The organism is Nitrobacter sp. MLSD-S21 (assembly GCF_058809865.1).
Window position 1 is genome coordinate 609,425 of the sequence record NZ_JBXASZ010000001.1, and the last position, 19,013, is coordinate 628,437.

Consider the following 19,013-nt stretch of genomic DNA (forward strand, 5'->3'; position numbering starts at 1 on the left):
TCTTCACCGTGAGAGCAGGTCGGTCCCTGCTTGCGTGAAAGTCACATAGGTGCCGCTTTCGTGCATCGATAACCAGCCGTTCGCAATGGCCCGGTCCATTCCGGCTCCATATTCGGCTGGCGCCCCGCGAAGCTCTTTCAGGAATGGCCAGTTGATCTTCTCGATGTGGATGCGGCCATCCTCTACCGGTTCGATCGAACAGGCGATCTCGATGAGCTTGCGGGCGGCCGCGTCTGGATCGGCATAGGGTCGGGCTTCAGCGAATCTTATCATACCGACTCCGCGTCCTCTTTTTCGCCTGTCGCAACGACCCTGAGCGATCCGTCCGGCAGTGGCCTTTGCAGCGCCTTGGCTACGTCCCACGGCGCGCGCATCCAGACATCATGCTCCTCGCCGGTGGTCAGGATCACCGGCATCGCCTTGGGATGCACCTTACCAACCTCTGCGTTCGGCTGACAGGTCAGGAAAGCGAAGACGTCTAGGGAGACCAACCCTTCCTTTGCCTTGCGCACGCAGGTCCAGTTCGTCCAGATCCCGGCAAAGGCCAGCAACGGCCGGCTCTCATCGATCGCGAACCAAATAGGGACTTTCTTGCCGTCGATCGTGTCGTATTCGGAAAACGATGTGAATGGCACCAAACACCTGTTGTCAGGTTCGAGCCATCGCTTCCAGTGCATGCTCGACGTGTTGCGGATGTTCGTCACGCCGCTGTCTGGCTCGATCCGCAGCAGTTCCTTGAAGTCGACAGACTGACTCTTGGCCTCAAGCTTGGCCGCACGCTTCTTTGTGGCTTCCATCAGCGCGAATTGCGATGACGGCATCCCCCAGCGCGCCATGACGATCTCGCGATCACTCTCGCTGTCGTTGCGCACGATCGGCGCCGGATAATCTGGAAATATGCCGGGCATTGAGGGCAGGTTGCCGACGTGGCTATTCATCGCTCCGAATAACCGGCGGATCGCGTCGGCGTTCTTCGTCATCGAATAGAGGTTGCACATTCCTATCGCTCGCCCGGCCACCATACCGAGGGCGGCTCGTTCGCCGAGATCGGTGATCGCCTCAAGGCAACCAGTTGTCCGCGCTTGAACCGGTAGCCGCGGACCTGCGAACAGTCCTTGCAAGCCATATGGCGTTCGAGCTCATGGATAGGAGTAGCCTTCGGTCGACGCACGGTCGTCAGATCAACGGCGGAATGCAGGTCGCAGCCAGCGCATCGGACTTCGAGATAGCGGAAGCCGGCACTGAGAGCGTCTCCCAGCATCGGTGAGGGTTGAGCGGGGCCGCGAAAGCCGAGCATGCGCTGCGACCAAGCGATGCAAGCCAACTTATCGGCTTCGATGCGGGCTTCCCGCGCCCGGCGGGCGGACATGCGAACTGACGTGCCGAAAGGTGCTCTCGCGACTTCGTGGTCATGACCGAAAGTGGAGCGGGTCACCATCGGAGTCCAGCCGCTACCGGTTGGGGCCAGTTCCCGATTGCCCCAAGAGCTAGGCGATATACCGGTGCGAGCTTACATTTCCGGCGTCGCAAGTGGAGTATCGCGATGGTCCGTACCCCGAAAGACCTTGCCGATCGGATGGCGGCCCGGCGCCGGCAAGCCAAAGCCGACGACGGCTATGCGCGGGAGACCTTCACACAGCCGCGCGAGCAGGCGCGCCAGACGGCGAGGCGTTCCTGGATCGCTGGCCGGCGGCGGCATACATGTCCGAGATCGAGAATTGGCGCGAACTACCCGGCGGCGAGATCGAGTTCACGATGAAGCGGCTGCGAAGTGCCGATTAATGTGCGAACCCGGCCGACATGTGTCGCCGACGGGATGCGAGCGCCAACTGCTGGCTGGACCGTTCGTAAGCAGGCTAGAAGCTAACCGCCGCTACAATGAGTCCCGACCCGATGAGAGACGCCAGAAGTCCGAAACTGCCTGCAGCCAGGAACAGGTTGTTAGTCGATTCCTGATGCATTTCATCTTCTCTGCCTTCATCCATGCTGATCTCCTGTTTATGAATGTTACTCCTTGGCGTCGGGGATGTTCTTTGCGCCAGACTTAAGGAGCAATGCCTGGGGTCGGGAAGCGTTCCGAGATTACGGATCACCGGGTCGAATCCCGCCGGAAGGTAGACAGCGGGCTAGATCAGACAGCAAAAGGCCCGCCGGTTGCAGTCACAGCGGGCCTGTCGGGAGCGGGATCGGGGATGCCGGCCGATCAACCGTTCCGGCCGTATAATGCAGGCGAGGGAATGTGGTTTCAAAAGAAAAGCCCGCCGGGGAGGGCGGGCTCGGGGGCGCTACCTTGGAGGTCACGCGCGATCTTGAGTGGCCGCTAAATAGTGAGCGGCCAGGCTGGCGTAAGGGACATAGACATCAAGCCATTCTCGATGCGGTAGCATCAGTGTAAATGCCCGAGGCTGGCCGCCACAATTAGTCCTACCCCAACGATAACGAGTAGAAGTCCACCGTAGCCGAGAACATAGAATATATTGTCGGTCGGTCCCCGAGGCATCGGATCTGGTCTGTCCATCTCATCCATTTGAAATCATCCTGTCTTCTGTCGTGGTGGCGTTTTTATTCCGATCCGCCCATTGCCCAGACCGTTGCCATCGTGATGACAATTGCTATGAACTGTAGAAATACCCGCGCCTGCATCAGGCTTTGTGAGAGCTGGGGCCTTCCGCCTCGCACCATATTTGTGAAGCCCATCAGCAACACCGCCGCGACGGAAGCTAGTGCAGTGGGCAAAAAGACCTGGCTCATGAATATGGTCATCGGCGTTGCATCCGGATGATCCTAAATTTAGCAACACCGTAGAGTGGGATGGGTTCCTAAGCCTTCCAAGATTTGGCTTGGGTTGACCGAGGATGGTTCTCTAACCAGCCGCATTTCCGTTAATGACTCAATAAATCGGAATCAGCAAAGGGCGGCACTACGCGTCATGATGCAGTCCTTACGGCTTCCACGCCGCTCCGGCGGGGTTATTCGAGAGACCTAGAGGGGCATAATTTCAACTGAGAATGCTTGTGCGCTTCCGCCTTCTCTCACGGAAAGGAGCGCGCCATGCAGGTGCGGCGTCGTTTCAAGCAGACTACATCGCTTCAGGACCGCCTCTCGGAGTTCGCCGAGGGCGAGCGCGCCAAGGCGGAAAGCATGCCCGACAGCGCTGAACGGTACGAGCATCTCAAGAAAATCCGGCAGGCCGAAGCCGCGGCCAATATCGAGGCGTGGGCGAACTCGCCGAAATTGCAGCCGCCGAAGTAACTGGACGCTGCGCCCGAGGCTGCTAGCAACTAACGCACGTCGTACGCGTTGGCGCGTATGCCTCAGCTTTTCATCTTTGCAATCGTGGCCGGCCTGCTCGTGATCATCGCTGTATTGCTGAGGGTTGGCTTCTTGGCAGCCGCAGCTTAAAATCTGCGACCACCAAAAAGGCCCGCCGGGAGTTGGAGACGGCGGGCCAATTCGGGTTCGGGAGCCGGGTGCGGTAATCAGTCCCGTTCCGGGCGATTCAATGCCAAAGGGTGGAAGAGCGTTCCTTAATAGTGAGATGTTCGAGCACGGGCTTTTTAAACCCTAGTTGTGATTATTTTCCGGCTCCTACCGTTGCACATCTTGCAGATTACCCGAAGCGAGAAGCGCCTCTAGGTCGTCAGCCTGGCGATCATGGCCTTCCGCAAGGCGAGCAAACGTATCGCGCTTCGCCTGATTGGTTGCGAGCCGACTGATCATCCTGCATTCCTCTGCTTTTTTCCGCAGCTTTTCAGCCCATTCCCGAGCATCTTTCATTGTCCTGCCTTCACCTTCAGCGCCTCTTCCGTGATAGTCAGGATCAACTCTAAGTCGCGGCGCACGACGACCGGGTCGGAGCTCCTCAGAGCAACGCGGACCAGCGTCTGGATATCGGCTAGGGCTCCTTTGGGATCGCCGGTTGGCGGTTCTCGGCTATGCGTGTGGTCAGCGTTTCGAAGCCGCACGCCGGCCCCGCCGCCGTTTTCGGGGATGAATTCCACGCCAGCCTCTTCGAGGGCGCGCCGGATCGAGACCCATGTCGACGTCCTGGGGATCGCCTTTCCTCGCTCAATGCTGTTTAACGCCGCCGCTGAAATATCCGCTGCTTTCGCCAGATCAGCTTGCTTCATGTTCAGCATGGCTCGCGCGCCGCGAATCTGAGCGGATGTGATCATCCCTGCGTATAGCGCTTAGAACCTTTCAAAAGTACTTTCGCTCGCCTGTTTCAATTAGATCTTCGTTTTCATCGCTGCGATTCCCGCCGGGGTAATGCGATAGGCGGCAGGCTCAATGACTTCGATCCAGCCTTTCGCTTTCATCTTGTCGATCGTTTCCGGCGCGGGCTGAATATGTTTCCTCTCTAGCTGACCTCGTTCGAGCAGCATCTGCAAGATGATCCGCTCTCGATGAGTAGGCAGGTGACTAGCTCTCGCCGGCATCGTTTGCCTGTTTTCCTAACTTCGCCTTTTCATTCTCCGCCGTACCGGCCTCACGAGCTAGCCGCTCCGCCCGTAGGCGTTCACGATTTCTGGCGAATTCCTCTGCTGCTTTTGCGTTCTCAGCTGTGGCCATTCTAGCCTCGGCTTCCCGGCGCTCTTTACGAGCCTTCTTTTGCTCTGGCGTGAGCGGCTTGCGTAGTTCGAACTGTTCGGGCTTCTTCATTTCAATGCTCTTCTTCAGCCGATTGCCTTCTCGACTCCGGCTGATCTTCTAAAAACGATTGAATGCCATCGGTTTCGAGCACACGGTGAAATTCGTCATATGCCTCCTTATCGGTGGCAAACCGATCTTCCCAAACAGTCGATCCCCCCTCGTGATCGGTCACTTCAAGCGTCCAACCTTCATCTCCTTCCACCAGCCGATAAATTTCGACGTGAACGGTCATGCCGTCGCGAGCCACCGGACCACCCAGCGGCGAAACTTCAATTTCTGGGTCTTCCTCAATCATGCGTCGAACCCTACCTTCCCAGTCCTTTGGCTTCCTTAAGTAGCTTCTCGGCCTTCTCCACCGTCTCTGCCATGGCACGCGGTAAGGCGTCCCTTGTGCGTTTCCGGGCGCGCTCGCGGTTCGAGGCCGCTTTATCCGGTTGAATGCGCTCCAAGCGGCGGGCGGACGTGCGGTCCGTGCCCGCATCGCGGCCGACGATCGTTCGGACGGTCTGCAATGAAAGCCCGGTTTCGTCGGCAACGGCGCGGAACGATTTACCAGTTCTGCGAAGTCTCAGCACGAGGGCGCATTGTGCGGACGATGCGTCAAGCGGGCGGCCGATAGGCTGTGGCGCGACGTTCGCGTTGTATGTGGGAACGAACCTATTCCATTTGGCCAGGAGCTCGTTATAGCGGCTCACCAAGTCGTCGTATCTCTGGATGAATGGATCCCACGTCCACACGCCCTTGTCATTCAGGGCCATGTCGAAGGCCTCTTTCCAGCGCTCTATGACCGCGTTGCCATCGCTCACCTGTTCTACCATCTGGTCAATGAGGTGACGGGCTTCATCCCGTTCGGCCTTCAACTCTGCAATACGGCGTTCGGCGTCAGCACACCGGATCTGAAGGTCCTGCACATCTGCATCATGCGTTTCCATGTGTGCAAAATATCAGATTTTCAACACACCAAAAAGCAATAAAATCAGGCGTTTCTTTCATTAGAAGGATGCGGAGACGGTCTAATTAAGCCGTTGCTGTATATCAACCCGACCGGCGCAGCCGTGCCATGCACGACAGCTTAGCGAGATCGGGCCTATAGTTGCGCAGCTTGCGTTGCCGGATCGTGTTTCCGTAAACTTTCCGGCCTTCCGCGCGTTGGGTCGGGAGGTTTGAAGGAACAATATGAAAAGGCCCGCCAAATCTGCCGCAGAGCTGGAAGCTCTCATTCGTGTTGGGATAGAAGAAGTCTGCGCGTGGCCGACGGGTATGGCGATCACGGTTCAGCCGGATGGCGAGACCTGGAAGGCGACTACCATGCAGGAGGATGGCGAACCCGACGAGGGACTTATCAACATCCTTGAGGCTGTCGTGAATCGGCTTCGCGCCGAATTCGACTTGGCAATCTGATGCGATGTGTTCCGTCCCAGCGGACAAATGGTATTGTATCATCCGCGGAGTCGCCGGAGTTATGAACTCGAATGATCAGCGAAAAACTCGGGCGTCAACTTCGCCGCTACCATCGCGCGCTGCCTTCGACAGGTGCCGCCGCTCGAGATCGTAGGAACGAAGCCGGCGCCTCGGCATACAGTCGGGCGAGCACGTTGTGCGGCAATGTTTGCAAGCCGCCTCGCCCTGACGGGATGGGGCATACGACGATTCCGCTCACGGACCGCAAGCGATGATCCCTGAATGGACGCGACACTGTGTGTTTCACACAGCTCTTGCATCCCCCCGGCCCGGTACAATATGCTAGCGAGAGGTGCTAAGGTTTGTATGGGTTCCCTAAGTAACTGAGTTTTAATGCAATTTCGGAACAATCATTAACAGTTCGACGTTATATAGGCGATATCTCACTTGGATTGAGGTCCGCAAAATGACCAGCTCGCTGAGAATTCGCCGTCTACATACCCCCCGGTCCACAGCGAGGACTGTCCTGACGGGATTCCTTCATGGGCTAGCCCAAATGGGTTCTGCCGCCACGGTTGGAACTCTCTCGGGGTACCCTAAAAGCCGGTCAGAGGATGCCTTCCGTTCCGATTGGAACCATGTTGGAAACGATATGGAGCGCGGAATAGAAAAGGCGCGATCGCGTGAAGAAGCCAAGGCGTAACCGGCCGTCTGTGCCTACGCCGCAGCAGCCAAATCCTCATCAAAATCACAATCAGCAGACTCAAACCGTCGTTCACACGACGGTGGGGTGGAATGGTCCGTTGCCGCCACCCGCGGCTCTGGATGAGTTCAATCGCATTGTGCCTGGGGGAGCTGAACGAATCTTCGTGCAGTTCGAGGAGCAGGGACGCCATCGTCGCGACCTCGAGCAGAGACAGTCGAAATTTGTAGTTCGCGACGCGCACGTTGGCCAGTTGTTGGCGGGGCTTTTCGCATTCATGGGCTTGGGGGTGAGCGCTTTGGCGATCTACTTTAATCAACCGGTCACCGCTACAATACTCGGCAGCGGCACGATCGCCCCGATCGTCTACGCATTTCTCAGGCAAACCTGGCGGTCCAAAGAATAACCCCGCTCCGGCCGGGTTAGTTCAGGTCCGCCGCTTGGGGCAGCGGCGATCAATTCAAGCCCAACATGCCATAGAGCGACACGACAAGTACGGCTAAGCTTCCGACAGCCATTATCATCAGAAAGTAGAGTTCGAGCAGTTCGGTGCCGGGTGACATTGGGCGCTTCCGTACGATGAGAGCTTATAAACGTTCTAGCACGATTTAGTTGCATGGAGCTGAACGCTCAACTCATTCTATCGGGCGCAAAAAGGCCCGCCGGGGAAGCGCCAGCGGGCCAATTCGGGTTCGGGAGCCGGGTGCGGTAATCAGTCCCGTTCCGGGCGATTCAATGCCAAAGGGTGGAAGAGCGTTCCTAGCCGTTTCGTCGCGACCGTCGCGCTAACGCTACGTCAGATGCCAGCGCCTGCTCTTCAGCCAGGTGGCGGCGGTGGTTGGCGCAAAACTCGCGAATTTCCCGATTCTTCTCAGCCTTTTTGCGAAGTGTCTCCCGGTAGGCCTGCAACTCTCCTTGAATGAAGTGGTCATTTGATTGGAAATGCAAACTTGATCGGGCGCGTACCATGTCGTGGAGCTCGTTCATAATTTTTTCCTTATCATCAATGCTGACTAGCGGCTTCAAAACCAGCGCCGCCCAGAGATCTGACTGCCGAAAAAGGGCTGTTATGAGACGCGCAAAAGCGCCCCGGAGGGGATGGATTTTTAAGCAAATCAGTGAGAGCATGTCCGTGGGCTTGATAACCCGGACGAAAGCTACAGGTCGCATTCCCTGGTAGGAATCTCCCGTTCGCCTGGCAGCGAAGGGGCAGCGACCGAATGAAGGCAGCGCATTGGCGTGCGCTCCAACCTGGCCATTATGGCCGGGAGGGCCGCGCCATGTCCAGAGCCTTAGGGCTTAAAAGCGCGAGCCGCCTGTCGCTTTCGCAGGTTATCAACTCCCGGCTGCCGGTCTGACACCGGCGACGGCCTTGATAAGCCGAAGCGAAAGCAAAGCCCAATGACCAAATCCACACAACAGTCGCCCCGTGCGTCCAAAGCAAAACCCGTCGTCCGACAGCGGAAGAGCAGATCGCCAGCGAGCGAGTCTCCAAGGTCCGAAGAACGGACCTTGGTCAAAACCGACATCAGCCCGGAAGATTTCTTCAGAGCGTGGAGCCAGAAAAAGCGAGAGGCGTTGATCGAGCTGCTGATCGAGATGTCAGACGTGGAGGCCGGCGACGCGGACCTTGAACCGATCCTCGCCTCGGTGGAAGCTACCAATCAAACGAAATGGGCGTCAGGCAACCAGGACGATCGTGAAGGTGATCCCGGCTGCGATGATCGCGAGGACGTCTGCGAGGATGAGGGAGCCGAGCACGATGGTCGCGAGCCCGATAATGACGAGGGTGGTGAAGCGGAAAAGGAGGACAACGAGCCTTCGTTGGGTTGGACCTGCGCCGCATCCGAAGGGAATGGCGCCTGGGGCAGCGACAACGACCGAGAGGCAGACGGTAGTCACCTCACCGAGGCCGCACGGCAACGATACAAGCCGTTCGACCGTTACGGCCACAGCAACCCTGATGGCATGCATGTGGACGTCGAGCGTGGCTTCGGCCGGGGCAGCCGTCGGCTCATCAATCTTTCGGATCAGCAACGCGAGGCTCTGGCACCCCGCATCACCTGGGGCGAGGTGCGGATATGAGCGACCCGGACAAATATCAACGCGTCCTGTTCAGGATGGGAAACGACATTCACATCATTCGAGACTGTTGGCGCTTCTCAACCGCGTCTTGGCGTCGACTGATCCAATCGACGAGGATGTCGCCAACGGGATGCTGAGAGTGCCACGCTGATTCAGCAGAGTGCAGACGTGCTGCTCGCAGCCTGGAAAGAAGCATACCCGCCAAGAGCGGTTACCGGAGAGTGATCCCGGCCGCGCAACGGAGAACCGCCGGTCACGCTGGCGGGTTCTTCGTGCGACGATTCGCGAACGAACTTGGAACATCCGTGTTGCGTTTGTGTTGCGTGCAACAGTCGGGACTAATCGGGAAAGCCTTGAATTACAAAGGATTGTGCGAAACGAGCCTGCGACACGAAAAAGAGCAAAAGAACAAAACCGAAATACGAAAAGTATTTATTTTACTTAGAGTTAAGTGGCGCGCTCGGAGAGATTCGAACTCCCGACCCTCGGAATCGAAATCCGATGCTCTATCCAGCTGAGCTACGAGCGCAGGCCTCCTTATAGGAACTGCGGGGTCCGGATGTCACGCGATTTGGCGAGCCGTCCTTCTTCCGGGAGTATTCCAACGGCCGATCGTTGGATGAGTTCGGATTGCTCTGACCGCGTTCGCCCTATGCCACTAAGCTATTGATTTTATTGAATCAATGTGTGGTAAAAAGGTGACGTCGCTCTAAAATCGTGTCAGCCAGCGGCTATCGTTGTTCCAATCGGGGAGGCTGTCGCTAATCTGGCCGCCATAACGTTGCGAATTTGCTCCATATTTCCACGGAGATGGAAGGGAGCTTCGCATCAAGTTAGTAGTTTTGGTGGGTGGCGTGAAACTTATTCAGACCGCGAAAGTCGCGTTCGTCTTGTTTACGATGACTGCGTGCTGTTCGGGTGCCGCGGCCCAATCGACGACGTCTCCCATTTCCGCAGCATCCGTGGTTCAGCAGGATTACGATGCGCTGTTCCAGCAGATGTATAAAAACCCTTCCGATTTGGAAGCCAGTTTCAAGTTCGCCGAGCAAGCCGTCAAACGCGGCGACTATGAAGCAGCTATCGGCGCCCTTGAACGGATGCTGTTCTTCAATCCGAATTTGCCGCGCGTTAAACTCGAATTGGGCGTACTGTACTTCAAGCTCGGCTCATATGAACTGGCGCGCAGCTATTTTCAGGAGGCGATCAAGGCCGCCGACGCCCCTGATGACATTCGCGTCCAGGTCCGCGCCTATTTGACCGAGATCGACCGCCGGCTTGCGCGCTACGAATTCAGCGTATTTACCACCGCCGGCTTGCGGTACCAAACCAACGCTAACCTCGGCCCCTCAAGCCTGATGGTGCGCGCGCTGGGTCAGGATGCAATCCTCAACAGCGCGTACGGCAAGCGTCCGGACTGGAATATGTTCCAGACACTTACAGCCAACTACGCCTATAAGATCGGCACGCGGGGAGACGCCATCGAAGCGAGCTTCCTAGGCATCAATTCGCGCCAATACAAACTCAACCAATTCAACCTTGGTCTGGTCGAGCTCGTGGTCGGTCCGCGCATCGCGATCGGACAGAACGCATCGTTCAAACTTTACGGCATCGGAGACCAGGCCTGGCTGGGCGACGCCAATTATTTCTCGGCTGGCGGCGGCGGCGTTTCCGCGCGCACGACGCTCGGCGATCGCGGCATTCTGGAGGCGTTCGTCGAGCAACGGCATCGTGATTTTTCGAATTCGTCCAACTTTCCGACAGCCGCCCAACAGACCGGAGACCTGCTATCGGCGGTGGTGACCTCGGACGTGGGCTTCGGGTCAGTGCACTGGACGACGCGTGTAGGTTTCGAACAAAATCGTGCTGTCTTCGATTATTACTCATACAAGCGCTATTCGATCGACATGGCTTCTCCTTATGGGTTTGTCTTGTCGGTGTTCGGCACGCCGCATCAGTTTGTATTCGCGCCGACGATCGGCTTCAGCTGGGCCAATTTTGATGCGCCTAACCCGATCGTCGATCCGTTTCAAATACGGAACGACAAAGAGCAACGGTACGGTGCGATCTTCGATGCGCAAGTATACAAGAACGTGGGTTTGCGGACTCAAATTCTGTACACCAAGATCGACTCGTCGTTGCCGAATTACACAACCGACAACTTCTCGGTCTCGATCGGACCGGCCGCGCGGTTCTGAGCCGGAGGTTTAACCCCGATACGTCTCGCGCCCAAGCCGCGCGGCACGAAGTCGACGGTGAACCGCCGAATTCGCCCGCGTTCTTCGCCGATGCATCAGGCGATTACCTATTAGCTGCATCCAATCAACTGCTATTTTTGTACGCCAAACGGAATGGATTCCGCTAATGTGCCGGTAACATTTCGCGATGTCGTTGTGTCTCCACGGATTATCGAGCCGATCACAGAATCATTGAACCGGATTCAGACCCTTTGTCGTCGTCCCTTGATTGCGCCAATCTCAGCTTGCGCAGAAGGCCCGCAGAAACGGGCCGCAAGCCGACGGGCTTTTCAGACTGTATCGGCCATATTCGTCTGTTCGTATTTGAAGCCGAGACGGACCGATGAAGGCTGCAACGCGTTTGCGCAGTACCTTGCGCGTGCGGACGATGTTAGCGTGGGCGCGTCTGCGCCGGCTGACGCGTAACAAGAATCTTCGCGCGGTCGGTGCAGCGATAGCGACCCTTGTGCTGCTTACTTCGCTGCGCGCTTATGATCCGCGTATCGTCACCGAATTGAAGGAGCGTACGTTCGATACCTATCAGCGGCTCAAACCGCGCGCCTATACCGATCTGCCGGTGCGGATCGTCGATATCGATGAAGCCTCGATCTCGGAATACGGCCAGTGGCCTTGGCCGCGGACACGTCTTGCGGCGCTGACCCGTCGGCTTGCCGATCTCGGTGCGGGCGTGATCGCCTACGATGTCATTTTCTCCGAGCCGGATCGAACTACGCCGAGCCGGCTTGTCGACGATTTGCGGGATTCCGGCGCGCCAGATCTCGACCAAACCATGAAGCTGCTCGCGAACCTGCCTGACCACGATCAGGCGTTCGCCGATGCTATCGGCAAGACGGGGGTCGTACTCGGCTTTGCCGCCACCAGAGCCGCCAACGACAACCGCCCGCCCGGCCGGGCCGGGGTGGCCTTTGTCGGCGTCAATCCGACGAAGGTGCTTGCGCCCTTTCACGGCACGGTGTCGAGCCTGCCGATATTCAACGAAAAGGCGGCAGGTATCGGCGGCATCAATTTAAGTTCGCTCGATCGCGGCGGCATCGTCCGCCGGGTGCCTATGGTGTTTTCTGACGGCGTGAGCATCTACCCCAGCCTTGCGATTGAGGCGCTGCGGGTCGCTCAGAACCAGAAAAGCATTATCGTGCGAGGCACGGGAGCGAGCGGGGACAGTGACACGGGCCACGACGCGCTGATCGATATGCGGGTAGGCGCGTTCAAGTTGCCGTTAACGAGCAACGGCGAATCCCGGATCTATTTCAGTCGCGACCGGCCGCAGCGTTACGTGTCGGTGAAAGACATTCTTGATCCCGCTAAAGAGGCTACGGTGAAGCCGCTGATCGATGGCGCGATTGTCCTCGTCGGCGCATCGGCTGCGGGTTTGATGGATTCACGCGCGACGCCTCTGGGCGGACCGGTTCCGGGCGTCGCCATCCAGGCGCAGTTGATCGAGCAGATCCTCGCGCAGGACTTCATCGAACGTCCGGACTGGACGAACGGACTGGAAATCGTCTTGACCGTATTGTTCGGCGCCTTGGTCGCCGGCCTGGTCCTGATGTTCGGCGCCCGGTTTTCGTTCTATGCCGGCGTGGTGGGATTTGTCGCGGGGCTTGCCGGATCGTGGATCGCTTTCTCGCAATTTCGCCTCTTGATTGATCCGATCTTCCCGTCGCTGGCGGCGCTGGCGGTCTATATCGCCGTGGAGCGCGTGCTTCACGTTGCCTCCGATCGAGAGAAGAAGTTCGTACGGCAGGCCTTTGGTCAGTATCTCGCGCCGGAATTGCTGACCCAGCTTGAAAATTCACCGCAGGGGATGCGTCTCGGTGGCGAATCCCGCGATATTTCGGTGATGTTCATGGATGTTCGCGGATTTACCCCGATCTCCGAAGCTCTGACCGCGACGGAACTGGTCGATTTCATCAACACGCTGCTGGCGCCACTGTCGGACGCAATACAGGATGAACTGGGGACAATCGACAAGTACATCGGCGACTCGATCATGGCGTTCTGGAACGCGCCGGTCGACGTGTCCGATCATGCAACCCGGGCCTGCCAGGCGTCGCTCAAGATGCGTGCGGCGCTCGGCGCGCTCAACGACGCCGACGTCTTTGGATTCTCTGCGCGCGGCTTCGACGACTCGCGCGTCAAGATCGGGGTCGGCATCAATGCCGGACTGGCTTGCGTCGGCAACATGGGATCGCAAAGACGATTTAATTATTCGGCTATGGGCGATGTTGTGAACGTGGCGGCACGAATCGAGTCGGCAAGCAAAGCGCTTAATGTGGATCTTCTGGTTTCGGAAGACGTGGCCCGACGAGTCAAAGGAATTGCGCTGCTCGAGGCGGGCGAGATCTTGTTGAAAGGCAAGTCACGGCCCACAAAAATTTATGCAATCGCTGGCGACGATACGATGGCGGGATCGCCAGAGTTCGCCGAATTGAAGCGTCATCACGGCGCGCTGCTGACCGCGATCAAAACAGGCGAGGGGCCTGAGGCGACAGTCGCCCTGGCCCGTTGTCAAGAGCTCGCCGGCGAGGACATGCAGGATTTCTATCACCGCTTGGCTGAACAGATCACATCGCTTCACGCAACGTGAAGAAAACACGTCAGATCAAAATTATGGAGCCGCGCTTCTGATCTTGCCAGAAGCGGAAAGGCTCTAGAAGATCACAACGCTGCGGATCGACTCGCCTTTGCGCATCAGGTCGAACGCTCTGTTGATGTCGTCGAGCGGCATGACGTGCGTGATCATCGGGTCGATCTGGATTTTGCCCTGCATGTACCAGTCGACGATCTTCGGCACATCGGTTCGGCCGCGTGCGCCGCCAAACGCCGTGCCTTTCCATACGCGACCCGTGACGAGCTGGAACGGCCGCGTCGCAATTTCCGCGCCGGCGGGTGCGACGCCGATGACGATCGACTGTCCCCAACCACGATGGCAGGCTTCCAGTGCCTGGCGCATCACCTTCACGTTGCCGGTGCAGTCGAAGGTATAATCCGCGCCGCCGATCTGATCAGCACCGGACTTCGTCATATCGATCAGGTGAGGGACAAGATCCTTTCCGACGTCAGTCGGGTTGACGAAATGCGTCATGCCAAAGCGTTCGCCCCACGCTTTACGGTCGTCGTTGATGTCCACGCCGATAATCATGTCGGCTCCGGCGAGCCGTAACCCTTGTAGAACGTTCAGGCCGATACCGCCGAGGCCGAACACGATCGCCTTGGCTCCGGGTTCGACCTTCGCGGTGTTAATGACCGCGCCTACTCCGGTCGTGACGCCGCAGCCTATGTAACAGACCTTGTCGAAAGGGGCGTCTTCGCGGATCTTGGCAACCGCAATCTCCGGCAGCACCGTGTAATTGGCGAAGGTCGAAGTGCCCATGTAGTGATGGATCGGCTTGCCGTCCAAAGAGAAGCGCGACGTGCCGTCCGGCATCAGTCCCTGGCCCTGGGTAGCGCGAATTGCCGTGCAGAGATTGGTCTTGCGCGACAGGCATGACGGACATTGCCGGCATTCTGGCGTGTAGAGCGGAATAACGTGATCGCCTTTCTTCACCGAGGTCACACCCTTGCCGACATCGACGACAATGCCAGCGCCCTCATGACCGAGGATCGCCGGAAACAATCCTTCCGGATCCGCGCCGGACAAGGTGAACTCGTCGGTGTGGCAGACGCCGGTCGCCTTGATCTCGACCATGACCTCTCCGTCACGCGGGCCATCGAGTTCCACCGTCGTGACTTCAAGTGGCTTGCTGGCGGCAATAGCAACTGCGGCGCGAACGTGCATGGTGACTTCTCTTCGGCAGGCGTTCTGCAATTACAAAGCATCCCACAGGAATGCGTATTACAGCCCAGGATAAGGTCGTGTCTTCAAGGCCGCAATGACGGGCGGCTGACGGGCACGAAATGTCTCAGCAACAAAAAGAAGGGACGCCACTACGGCGTCCCTTCCTGCGTGTTCTCGATTGAATACAGCTCGCGTTACTTCGGCTGCTCGACAATCCGGAAATATGGCTTCGGCGACTTCCATCCCTTTGGGAACTTCTTGCGGGCCTCTTCCTCCGGAACCGCGGCCGAAAAGAACACATCGTCGCCTTGCTTCCAGTCCGACGGCGTCGAGACGCCGTGTTTGGCGGTGAGCTGCAAGGAGTCGATGACGCGCAGCACCTCCTGCCAGTTGCGGCCGGTGCTCATCGGATAAATGAGGACAATCTTGACCTGCTTGTCGGGACCGATCACGAAAATGTTGCGCACGGTCTGATTATCGACAGGCGTCCGCTTGTTGACGTCGCCGGACGTGCTGGCCGGCAACATGCCGTAGAGCTTGGCGACCTTGAAATCGACATCCGCAATCAGCGGATAGTTCGGCGCGACACCCTGCGTCTCCTCGATGTCCTTGGACCAAAGGTGATGCTTGTCGGTTGGGTCGACGCTGATGCCGATTAGCTTGACGCCCCGCTTGTCGAACTCCGGCTTGAGCCGGGCGACGGCGCCGAGTTCGGTGGTGCAGACCGGCGTGAAGTCCTTGGGGTGTGAGAAAAACAACCCCCAGCTATCGCCGAGCCACTTGTGAAAGCTGATGTTGCCTTCAGTACTCTCGGCTTCAAAATCAGGGGCGGTCGAACCAATCGATAAAGTCATAAGTTCACGTCCTCGTGTCACAGTTAAACGGGGGTGGCGGGACTATAAGCTCGGGCCAGACGAAACGGAACCGGTAATGAAAAAGGGCAATATCTTTTCTCCTGGCGAGCGTTGCGGAGCATCTTCCTGTCGACGACTGGCAGGTACAGCGAATTAAAGCCTACGAGATTGTGATCGCAGATGTCCCGATGTTGCCCCATCCGCCCCGGAAGGTGTTGCCATCGTCTTGAACCGGGGTCGCCATGGGGGCGACAACCTCATTGACCATCAAACGCGAGACATGGCGACAGATTGTTCGAATTTTAACGAACGATTCATGCCCTCATGAAATTGCTGATCTGATCCAGAAAAGAGAACCATTCCCATGCTTTCCGACCTGTCCGCCGTCGTCGCCCCTATCGATATTTTTGCCATTGCGAGTCGGAAGGACGTGGTGGCAGCGCTTGCTAAGGTCCGTAACGGGGTCATCACCGGGGAGGGGCCGACCGCCGGAGGCCGCGTTCATTTCTCCAGAATGCTTGATTCCACTGATACGTCTTGGTGTGTGCACCTTTTGACGGCTGCTGCCGTAGACAACCAGCCGGTAAGCCGGGAAGAGGCTGAAGCGCTATTTGAAATCAATGATGCTGCCACCGAGCGAAGCGATGACGGACGGTTCGACGATCTGTTCGCCAAAGCCATCGTCCACCACGCGGCGTCCGCATCAGGGCTTCCGGTGCCGGCGCGCCGCATCGCTTTGGCTCCGGATACCGATATCGAAAGCTGGGCGCCGACCCGGGCAGTGGGCGTCAACATTGAAGTGCTGGAATGGATTGCGAACCAGATGCGTGGCAAACGCCGCAGCAATCGTCAGTTGATGGCACTGGTCGCCAGCCTGATCGGCGCGGCAACCTTGCCGCTGGCGCACCTTCCAAACGTTCTCGACCTCGGCATGTAAGGGACGCGGAATTTACTAAATCGACGAACGGCGGGCTTCTTGCCCGCCTTTTTGTTGAGCGCTCCGGATCGAGCAGTCACAACTGAAGCGGATAGCGAGGTCATAGGCAGTCAGCGGAAAGGTGACATATCGAGGCTCCTCGATGTTCGCTCCCGCTGAAAAGTCTTTGCTGCTGTTTGATTTTTCTGTACGAGGAAACATGACAGCGTCGTAGGCGGGATCGCGTACGCCGTGCTGAAGATTGGACCGCGCCCGAAGGTTGCAGGTCGCCAGGCATGTTCAAACGAATTCTGATCGCCAATCGCGGCGAGATCGCCTGCCGGATCATCAGATCGGCCCGCCGGATGGGCATCGAAACCGTTGCCGTGTACTCGGAGGCGGATCGAGACGCGCTTCACGTCGTGATGGCCGACGAGGCCGTGCCGATCGGCGCCCCGCCGGCCGCCGAGAGTTATCTCGTGATTGAGAAAATCGTGGAAGCCTGCCGCAAGAGCGGTGCGGAGGCCGTCCATCCCGGCTACGGGTTTCTGTCAGAGCGCGCGGAGTTTCCGCGAGCGCTTGCAGATGCCGGCGTCGTTTTCATTGGGCCCAATCCCGGCGCGATCGCCGCAATGGGTGACAAGATCGAATCCAAGAAGGCGGCGGCCAAGGCCGGGGTCTCGACGGTGCCGGGCTTCCTCGGCGTGATCGAGGACGACAGGCACGCGGTGAAGATCGCCGGCGAGATCGGCTATCCGGTGATAATCAAGGCGTCGGCGGGCGGCGGAGGCAAGGGCATGCGCATTGCGCATTCGAGCGCCCAGGTCGTCGAGGGTTTTAACCTGGCGAAGGCGGAGGCGAAGGCCTCGTTCGGCGACGACCGCGTCTTCATCGAGAAGTTTATCGTCGATCCCCGACATATCGAAATCCAGGTGCTCGGCGACAAGCATGGCAACGTGATCCATCTTGGCGAGCGCGAGTGCTCGATCCAGCGACGAAATCAGAAAGTCATCGAGGAGGCGCCGTCGCCGCTGCTCGACGAGATCACGCGGCGCAAGATGGGCGAGCAGGCCGTGGCGCTGGCCAAAGCTGTAAACTACGACTCGGCAGGCACGATCGAGTTTGTCGCCGGGCAGGACAAGAGCTTTTACTTCCTCGAGATGAACACACGGCTACAGGTCGAGCATCCGGTCACCGAACTGATTACCGGTATCGATCTGGTCGAGCAGATGATCCGTATTGCCGCAGGAGAAAAACTGCCAATAGCGCAGAAGGACGTGACGCTGACGGGATGGGCAATTGAGTCGCGCGTCTATGCCGAAGATCCCTTCCGCAATTTTCTTCCTTCAATCGGACGTCTCGTCAAATATCGGCCGCCGGCGGAAATCAGCCGAAACGATGTCACCGTGCGCAACGACACCGGCGTGTGCGAGGGCGGCGAGATTACAGTTCATTACGATCCGATGATCGCCAAGCTCGTGACTCATGGGCCGTCCCGCGTCGCCGCCATCGAGGCGCATGCCCATGCGCTGGATGCGTTCTACATCGACGGTATCCGACACAACATTCCGTTTTTGTCGACCTTGATGGGTCACGCGCGCTGGCGCGCCGGTAATCTCTCGACCGGGTTCATCGCGGAGGAGTTTCCGAAAGGCTTCACCGCGCGCGCGCCGGAAGGCGAGATCGCGCGCAGGCTTGCGGCGGTAGCGGCTGCGATCGATCACGTGCTCGGCGAGCGCAAGCGACAGATTTCCGGCCAGTTGAACGGCCGCCCGGTGGCGAGGGAAGGCGGCCGCGCCGTTTGGCTCGATCGCGATGAAATCCTGCTCGATGTCTCTCGTGACGGCGACGCCATAACGGTTTACTTCGTGGACGCGGGTGAGGGTGCCGGCAAAGCGCATCGATTGCTCTCACGATGGGTGCCTGGCCAGCCGGTCTGGCAGGGCACGCTGGACGGGCATCCGATCGCAATACAGGTGAGGCCGATCACGAACGGATTTCGGCTTGCGCATCAGGGCTGCGAAGTCGCGATCAGTGTGTTTACCAAAACCGAGGCGGCAGCTGCGCGGCTTATGCCGGTGGTGTCGGCCGCTGATAACGGCAAAAAGCTGCTGTGTCCGATGCCGGGCCTCGTCGTCTCGATCGCCGTCACCGAAGGGCAGGAGGTCAAGGCCGGCGAGACACTGGCGATTATCGAGGCGATGAAGATGCAGAACGTGCTGCGCGCCGAGCAAGACGGAACGGTCAAGACGATTGCGGCCGTACCCGGAGCGACGCTGGCGGTGGATGCGCTCATCCTCGAATTCGCCTGAGGTTTCCCATGGCGTCTCCATGCACCGAAACTGCGTGCCGTGCTTCCGCCCGGCGGCGC

At 58.4% G+C, this 19,013-nt stretch carries 21 protein-coding genes, 1 tRNA gene and 2 pseudogenes; 9 read left to right on the forward strand and 15 right to left on the reverse strand.

Annotated features, from left to right (window positions below; all coding sequences use genetic code 11):
* Nucleotides 1–3: 3 nt before the first annotated feature.
* The 3 genes and pseudogenes from AC1RT6_RS03080 to AC1RT6_RS03090 all read right to left on the reverse strand — a co-directional run bounded on the left by AC1RT6_RS03080 (nt 4) and on the right by AC1RT6_RS03090 (nt 1,413).
* Nucleotides 4–273 carry a hypothetical protein gene (locus AC1RT6_RS03080; RefSeq protein WP_472789858.1) on the reverse strand — a complete coding sequence of 90 codons (270 nt, stop codon included), beginning with the start codon at nt 271–273 and terminating at the stop codon, nt 4–6.
* Nucleotides 270–998 (reverse strand): SOS response-associated peptidase, encoded by a 729-nt coding sequence (locus AC1RT6_RS03085; RefSeq protein WP_472789857.1) that lies wholly within the window; start codon nt 996–998, stop codon nt 270–272. The genes AC1RT6_RS03080 and AC1RT6_RS03085 overlap by 4 nt, the downstream gene beginning before the upstream one ends.
* Before the next feature lie 2 nt (nt 999–1,000).
* A pseudogene (locus AC1RT6_RS03090) lies at nt 1,001–1,413 on the reverse strand (hypothetical protein).
* Between the two features lie 130 nt (nt 1,414–1,543).
* On the opposite strand from AC1RT6_RS03090, the pseudogene AC1RT6_RS03095 reads away from it, so the two are divergent.
* Nucleotides 1,544–1,782 (forward strand): annotated as a pseudogene (locus AC1RT6_RS03095) (hypothetical protein).
* A 74-nt stretch (nt 1,783–1,856) separates the two neighbouring features.
* On the opposite strand, the gene AC1RT6_RS03100 reads toward AC1RT6_RS03095, so the two are convergent.
* Together AC1RT6_RS03100 and AC1RT6_RS03105 are read right to left on the reverse strand one after the other, a co-directional pair.
* Nucleotides 1,857–1,985, reverse strand: coding sequence for a hypothetical protein (locus AC1RT6_RS03100; protein ID WP_493029059.1), 129 nt, complete (start codon nt 1,983–1,985; stop codon nt 1,857–1,859).
* A 577-nt stretch (nt 1,986–2,562) separates the two neighbouring features.
* Nucleotides 2,563–2,763 carry a twin transmembrane helix small protein gene (locus AC1RT6_RS03105; RefSeq protein ID WP_493029061.1) on the reverse strand — a complete coding sequence of 67 codons (201 nt, stop codon included), beginning with the start codon at nt 2,761–2,763 and terminating at the stop codon, nt 2,563–2,565.
* Nucleotides 2,764–3,051: 288 nt separating this feature from the next.
* Here AC1RT6_RS03105 and AC1RT6_RS03110 point away from each other — a divergent pair, with 288 nt between their 5' ends.
* Nucleotides 3,052–3,252 carry a hypothetical protein gene (locus AC1RT6_RS03110; RefSeq protein WP_472789851.1) on the forward strand — a complete coding sequence of 67 codons (201 nt, stop codon included), beginning with the start codon at nt 3,052–3,054 and terminating at the stop codon, nt 3,250–3,252.
* A 336-nt stretch (nt 3,253–3,588) separates the two neighbouring features.
* On the opposite strand, the gene AC1RT6_RS03115 is transcribed toward AC1RT6_RS03110, so the two are convergent.
* From AC1RT6_RS03115 to AC1RT6_RS03140, 6 genes are read right to left on the reverse strand one after another with little or no spacing between them, the layout of a single operon-like run.
* On the reverse strand, nt 3,589–3,777 hold the full coding sequence (locus AC1RT6_RS03115) for a hypothetical protein (RefSeq protein ID WP_472789849.1): 189 nt from the start codon (nt 3,775–3,777) through the stop codon (nt 3,589–3,591).
* A complete protein-coding gene (locus AC1RT6_RS03120; RefSeq protein ID WP_472789848.1) occupies nt 3,774–4,175 on the reverse strand; it encodes a helix-turn-helix domain-containing protein in 402 nt (133 codons plus the stop codon). The genes AC1RT6_RS03115 and AC1RT6_RS03120 overlap by 4 nt, the downstream gene beginning before the upstream one ends.
* Nucleotides 4,176–4,229: 54 nt before the next feature.
* The gene (locus tag AC1RT6_RS03125) at nt 4,230–4,391 is read right to left on the reverse strand and encodes a hypothetical protein (protein ID WP_472789846.1); all 162 of its coding nucleotides are present in this window, start codon (nt 4,389–4,391) and stop codon (nt 4,230–4,232) included.
* Between the two features lie 31 nt (nt 4,392–4,422).
* Entirely contained in the window at nt 4,423–4,662 is a 240-nt protein-coding gene (locus AC1RT6_RS03130) for a hypothetical protein (RefSeq protein WP_472789845.1), read from the reverse strand.
* Nucleotide 4,663: 1 nt separating this feature from the next.
* Entirely contained in the window at nt 4,664–4,948 is a 285-nt protein-coding gene (locus AC1RT6_RS03135; protein WP_472789843.1) for a hypothetical protein, read from the reverse strand.
* A 10-nt stretch (nt 4,949–4,958) separates the two neighbouring features.
* Nucleotides 4,959–5,513 carry a helix-turn-helix domain-containing protein gene (locus AC1RT6_RS03140; RefSeq protein ID WP_493029064.1) on the reverse strand — a complete coding sequence of 185 codons (555 nt, stop codon included), beginning with the start codon at nt 5,511–5,513 and terminating at the stop codon, nt 4,959–4,961.
* Between the two features lie 316 nt (nt 5,514–5,829).
* On the opposite strand from AC1RT6_RS03140, the gene AC1RT6_RS03145 reads away from it, so the two are divergent.
* Both AC1RT6_RS03145 and AC1RT6_RS03150 read left to right on the forward strand, forming a co-directional pair.
* Nucleotides 5,830–6,054, forward strand: coding sequence for a hypothetical protein (locus AC1RT6_RS03145; RefSeq protein WP_472789839.1), 225 nt, complete (start codon nt 5,830–5,832; stop codon nt 6,052–6,054).
* A gap of 713 nt (nt 6,055–6,767) precedes the next feature.
* Nucleotides 6,768–7,163, forward strand: coding sequence for a DUF2335 domain-containing protein (locus AC1RT6_RS03150; RefSeq protein WP_472789837.1), 396 nt, complete (start codon nt 6,768–6,770; stop codon nt 7,161–7,163).
* 353 nt (nt 7,164–7,516) lie between these two features.
* Here AC1RT6_RS03150 and AC1RT6_RS03155 read toward each other — a convergent pair whose 3' ends face one another.
* Nucleotides 7,517–7,885: a hypothetical protein gene (locus AC1RT6_RS03155; RefSeq protein WP_472789835.1), complete on the reverse strand. Its 369-nt coding sequence runs from the start codon at nt 7,883–7,885 to the stop codon at nt 7,517–7,519.
* 384 nt (nt 7,886–8,269) lie between these two features.
* Here AC1RT6_RS03155 and AC1RT6_RS03160 point away from each other — a divergent pair, with 384 nt between their 5' ends.
* Nucleotides 8,270–8,842, forward strand: coding sequence for a hypothetical protein (locus AC1RT6_RS03160; protein ID WP_472789833.1), 573 nt, complete (start codon nt 8,270–8,272; stop codon nt 8,840–8,842).
* Between the two features lie 452 nt (nt 8,843–9,294).
* On the opposite strand, the gene AC1RT6_RS03165 is transcribed toward AC1RT6_RS03160, so the two are convergent.
* Nucleotides 9,295–9,371, reverse strand: a tRNA-Arg gene (locus AC1RT6_RS03165).
* A 325-nt stretch (nt 9,372–9,696) separates the two neighbouring features.
* Between AC1RT6_RS03165 and AC1RT6_RS03170 the strand changes: the two genes are divergently transcribed.
* Together AC1RT6_RS03170 and AC1RT6_RS03175 are read left to right on the forward strand one after the other, a co-directional pair.
* Entirely contained in the window at nt 9,697–11,037 is a 1,341-nt protein-coding gene (locus AC1RT6_RS03170) for a tetratricopeptide repeat protein (RefSeq protein ID WP_173815973.1), read from the forward strand.
* Between the two features lie 382 nt (nt 11,038–11,419).
* Complete coding sequence (locus AC1RT6_RS03175) at nt 11,420–13,681, forward strand: CHASE2 domain-containing protein (RefSeq protein ID WP_079446867.1); 2,262 nt, start codon at nt 11,420–11,422, stop codon at nt 13,679–13,681.
* A 63-nt stretch (nt 13,682–13,744) separates the two neighbouring features.
* On the opposite strand, the gene AC1RT6_RS03180 is transcribed toward AC1RT6_RS03175, so the two are convergent.
* On the reverse strand, nt 13,745–14,872 hold the full coding sequence (locus AC1RT6_RS03180; protein WP_079446866.1) for an S-(hydroxymethyl)glutathione dehydrogenase/class III alcohol dehydrogenase: 1,128 nt from the start codon (nt 14,870–14,872) through the stop codon (nt 13,745–13,747).
* Nucleotides 14,873–15,066: 194 nt separating this feature from the next.
* On the reverse strand, nt 15,067–15,726 hold the full coding sequence (locus AC1RT6_RS03185; RefSeq protein ID WP_079446865.1) for a peroxiredoxin: 660 nt from the start codon (nt 15,724–15,726) through the stop codon (nt 15,067–15,069).
* A 364-nt stretch (nt 15,727–16,090) separates the two neighbouring features.
* On the opposite strand from AC1RT6_RS03185, the gene AC1RT6_RS03190 reads away from it, so the two are divergent.
* Both AC1RT6_RS03190 and AC1RT6_RS03195 read left to right on the forward strand, forming a co-directional pair.
* Nucleotides 16,091–16,663, forward strand: coding sequence for a hypothetical protein (locus tag AC1RT6_RS03190; protein ID WP_079446864.1), 573 nt, complete (start codon nt 16,091–16,093; stop codon nt 16,661–16,663).
* Nucleotides 16,664–16,938: 275 nt separating this feature from the next.
* Nucleotides 16,939–18,954 carry an acetyl-CoA carboxylase biotin carboxylase subunit gene (locus tag AC1RT6_RS03195; RefSeq protein WP_472789828.1) on the forward strand — a complete coding sequence of 672 codons (2,016 nt, stop codon included), beginning with the start codon at nt 16,939–16,941 and terminating at the stop codon, nt 18,952–18,954.
* Nucleotides 18,955–19,013 lie beyond the last annotated feature (59 nt).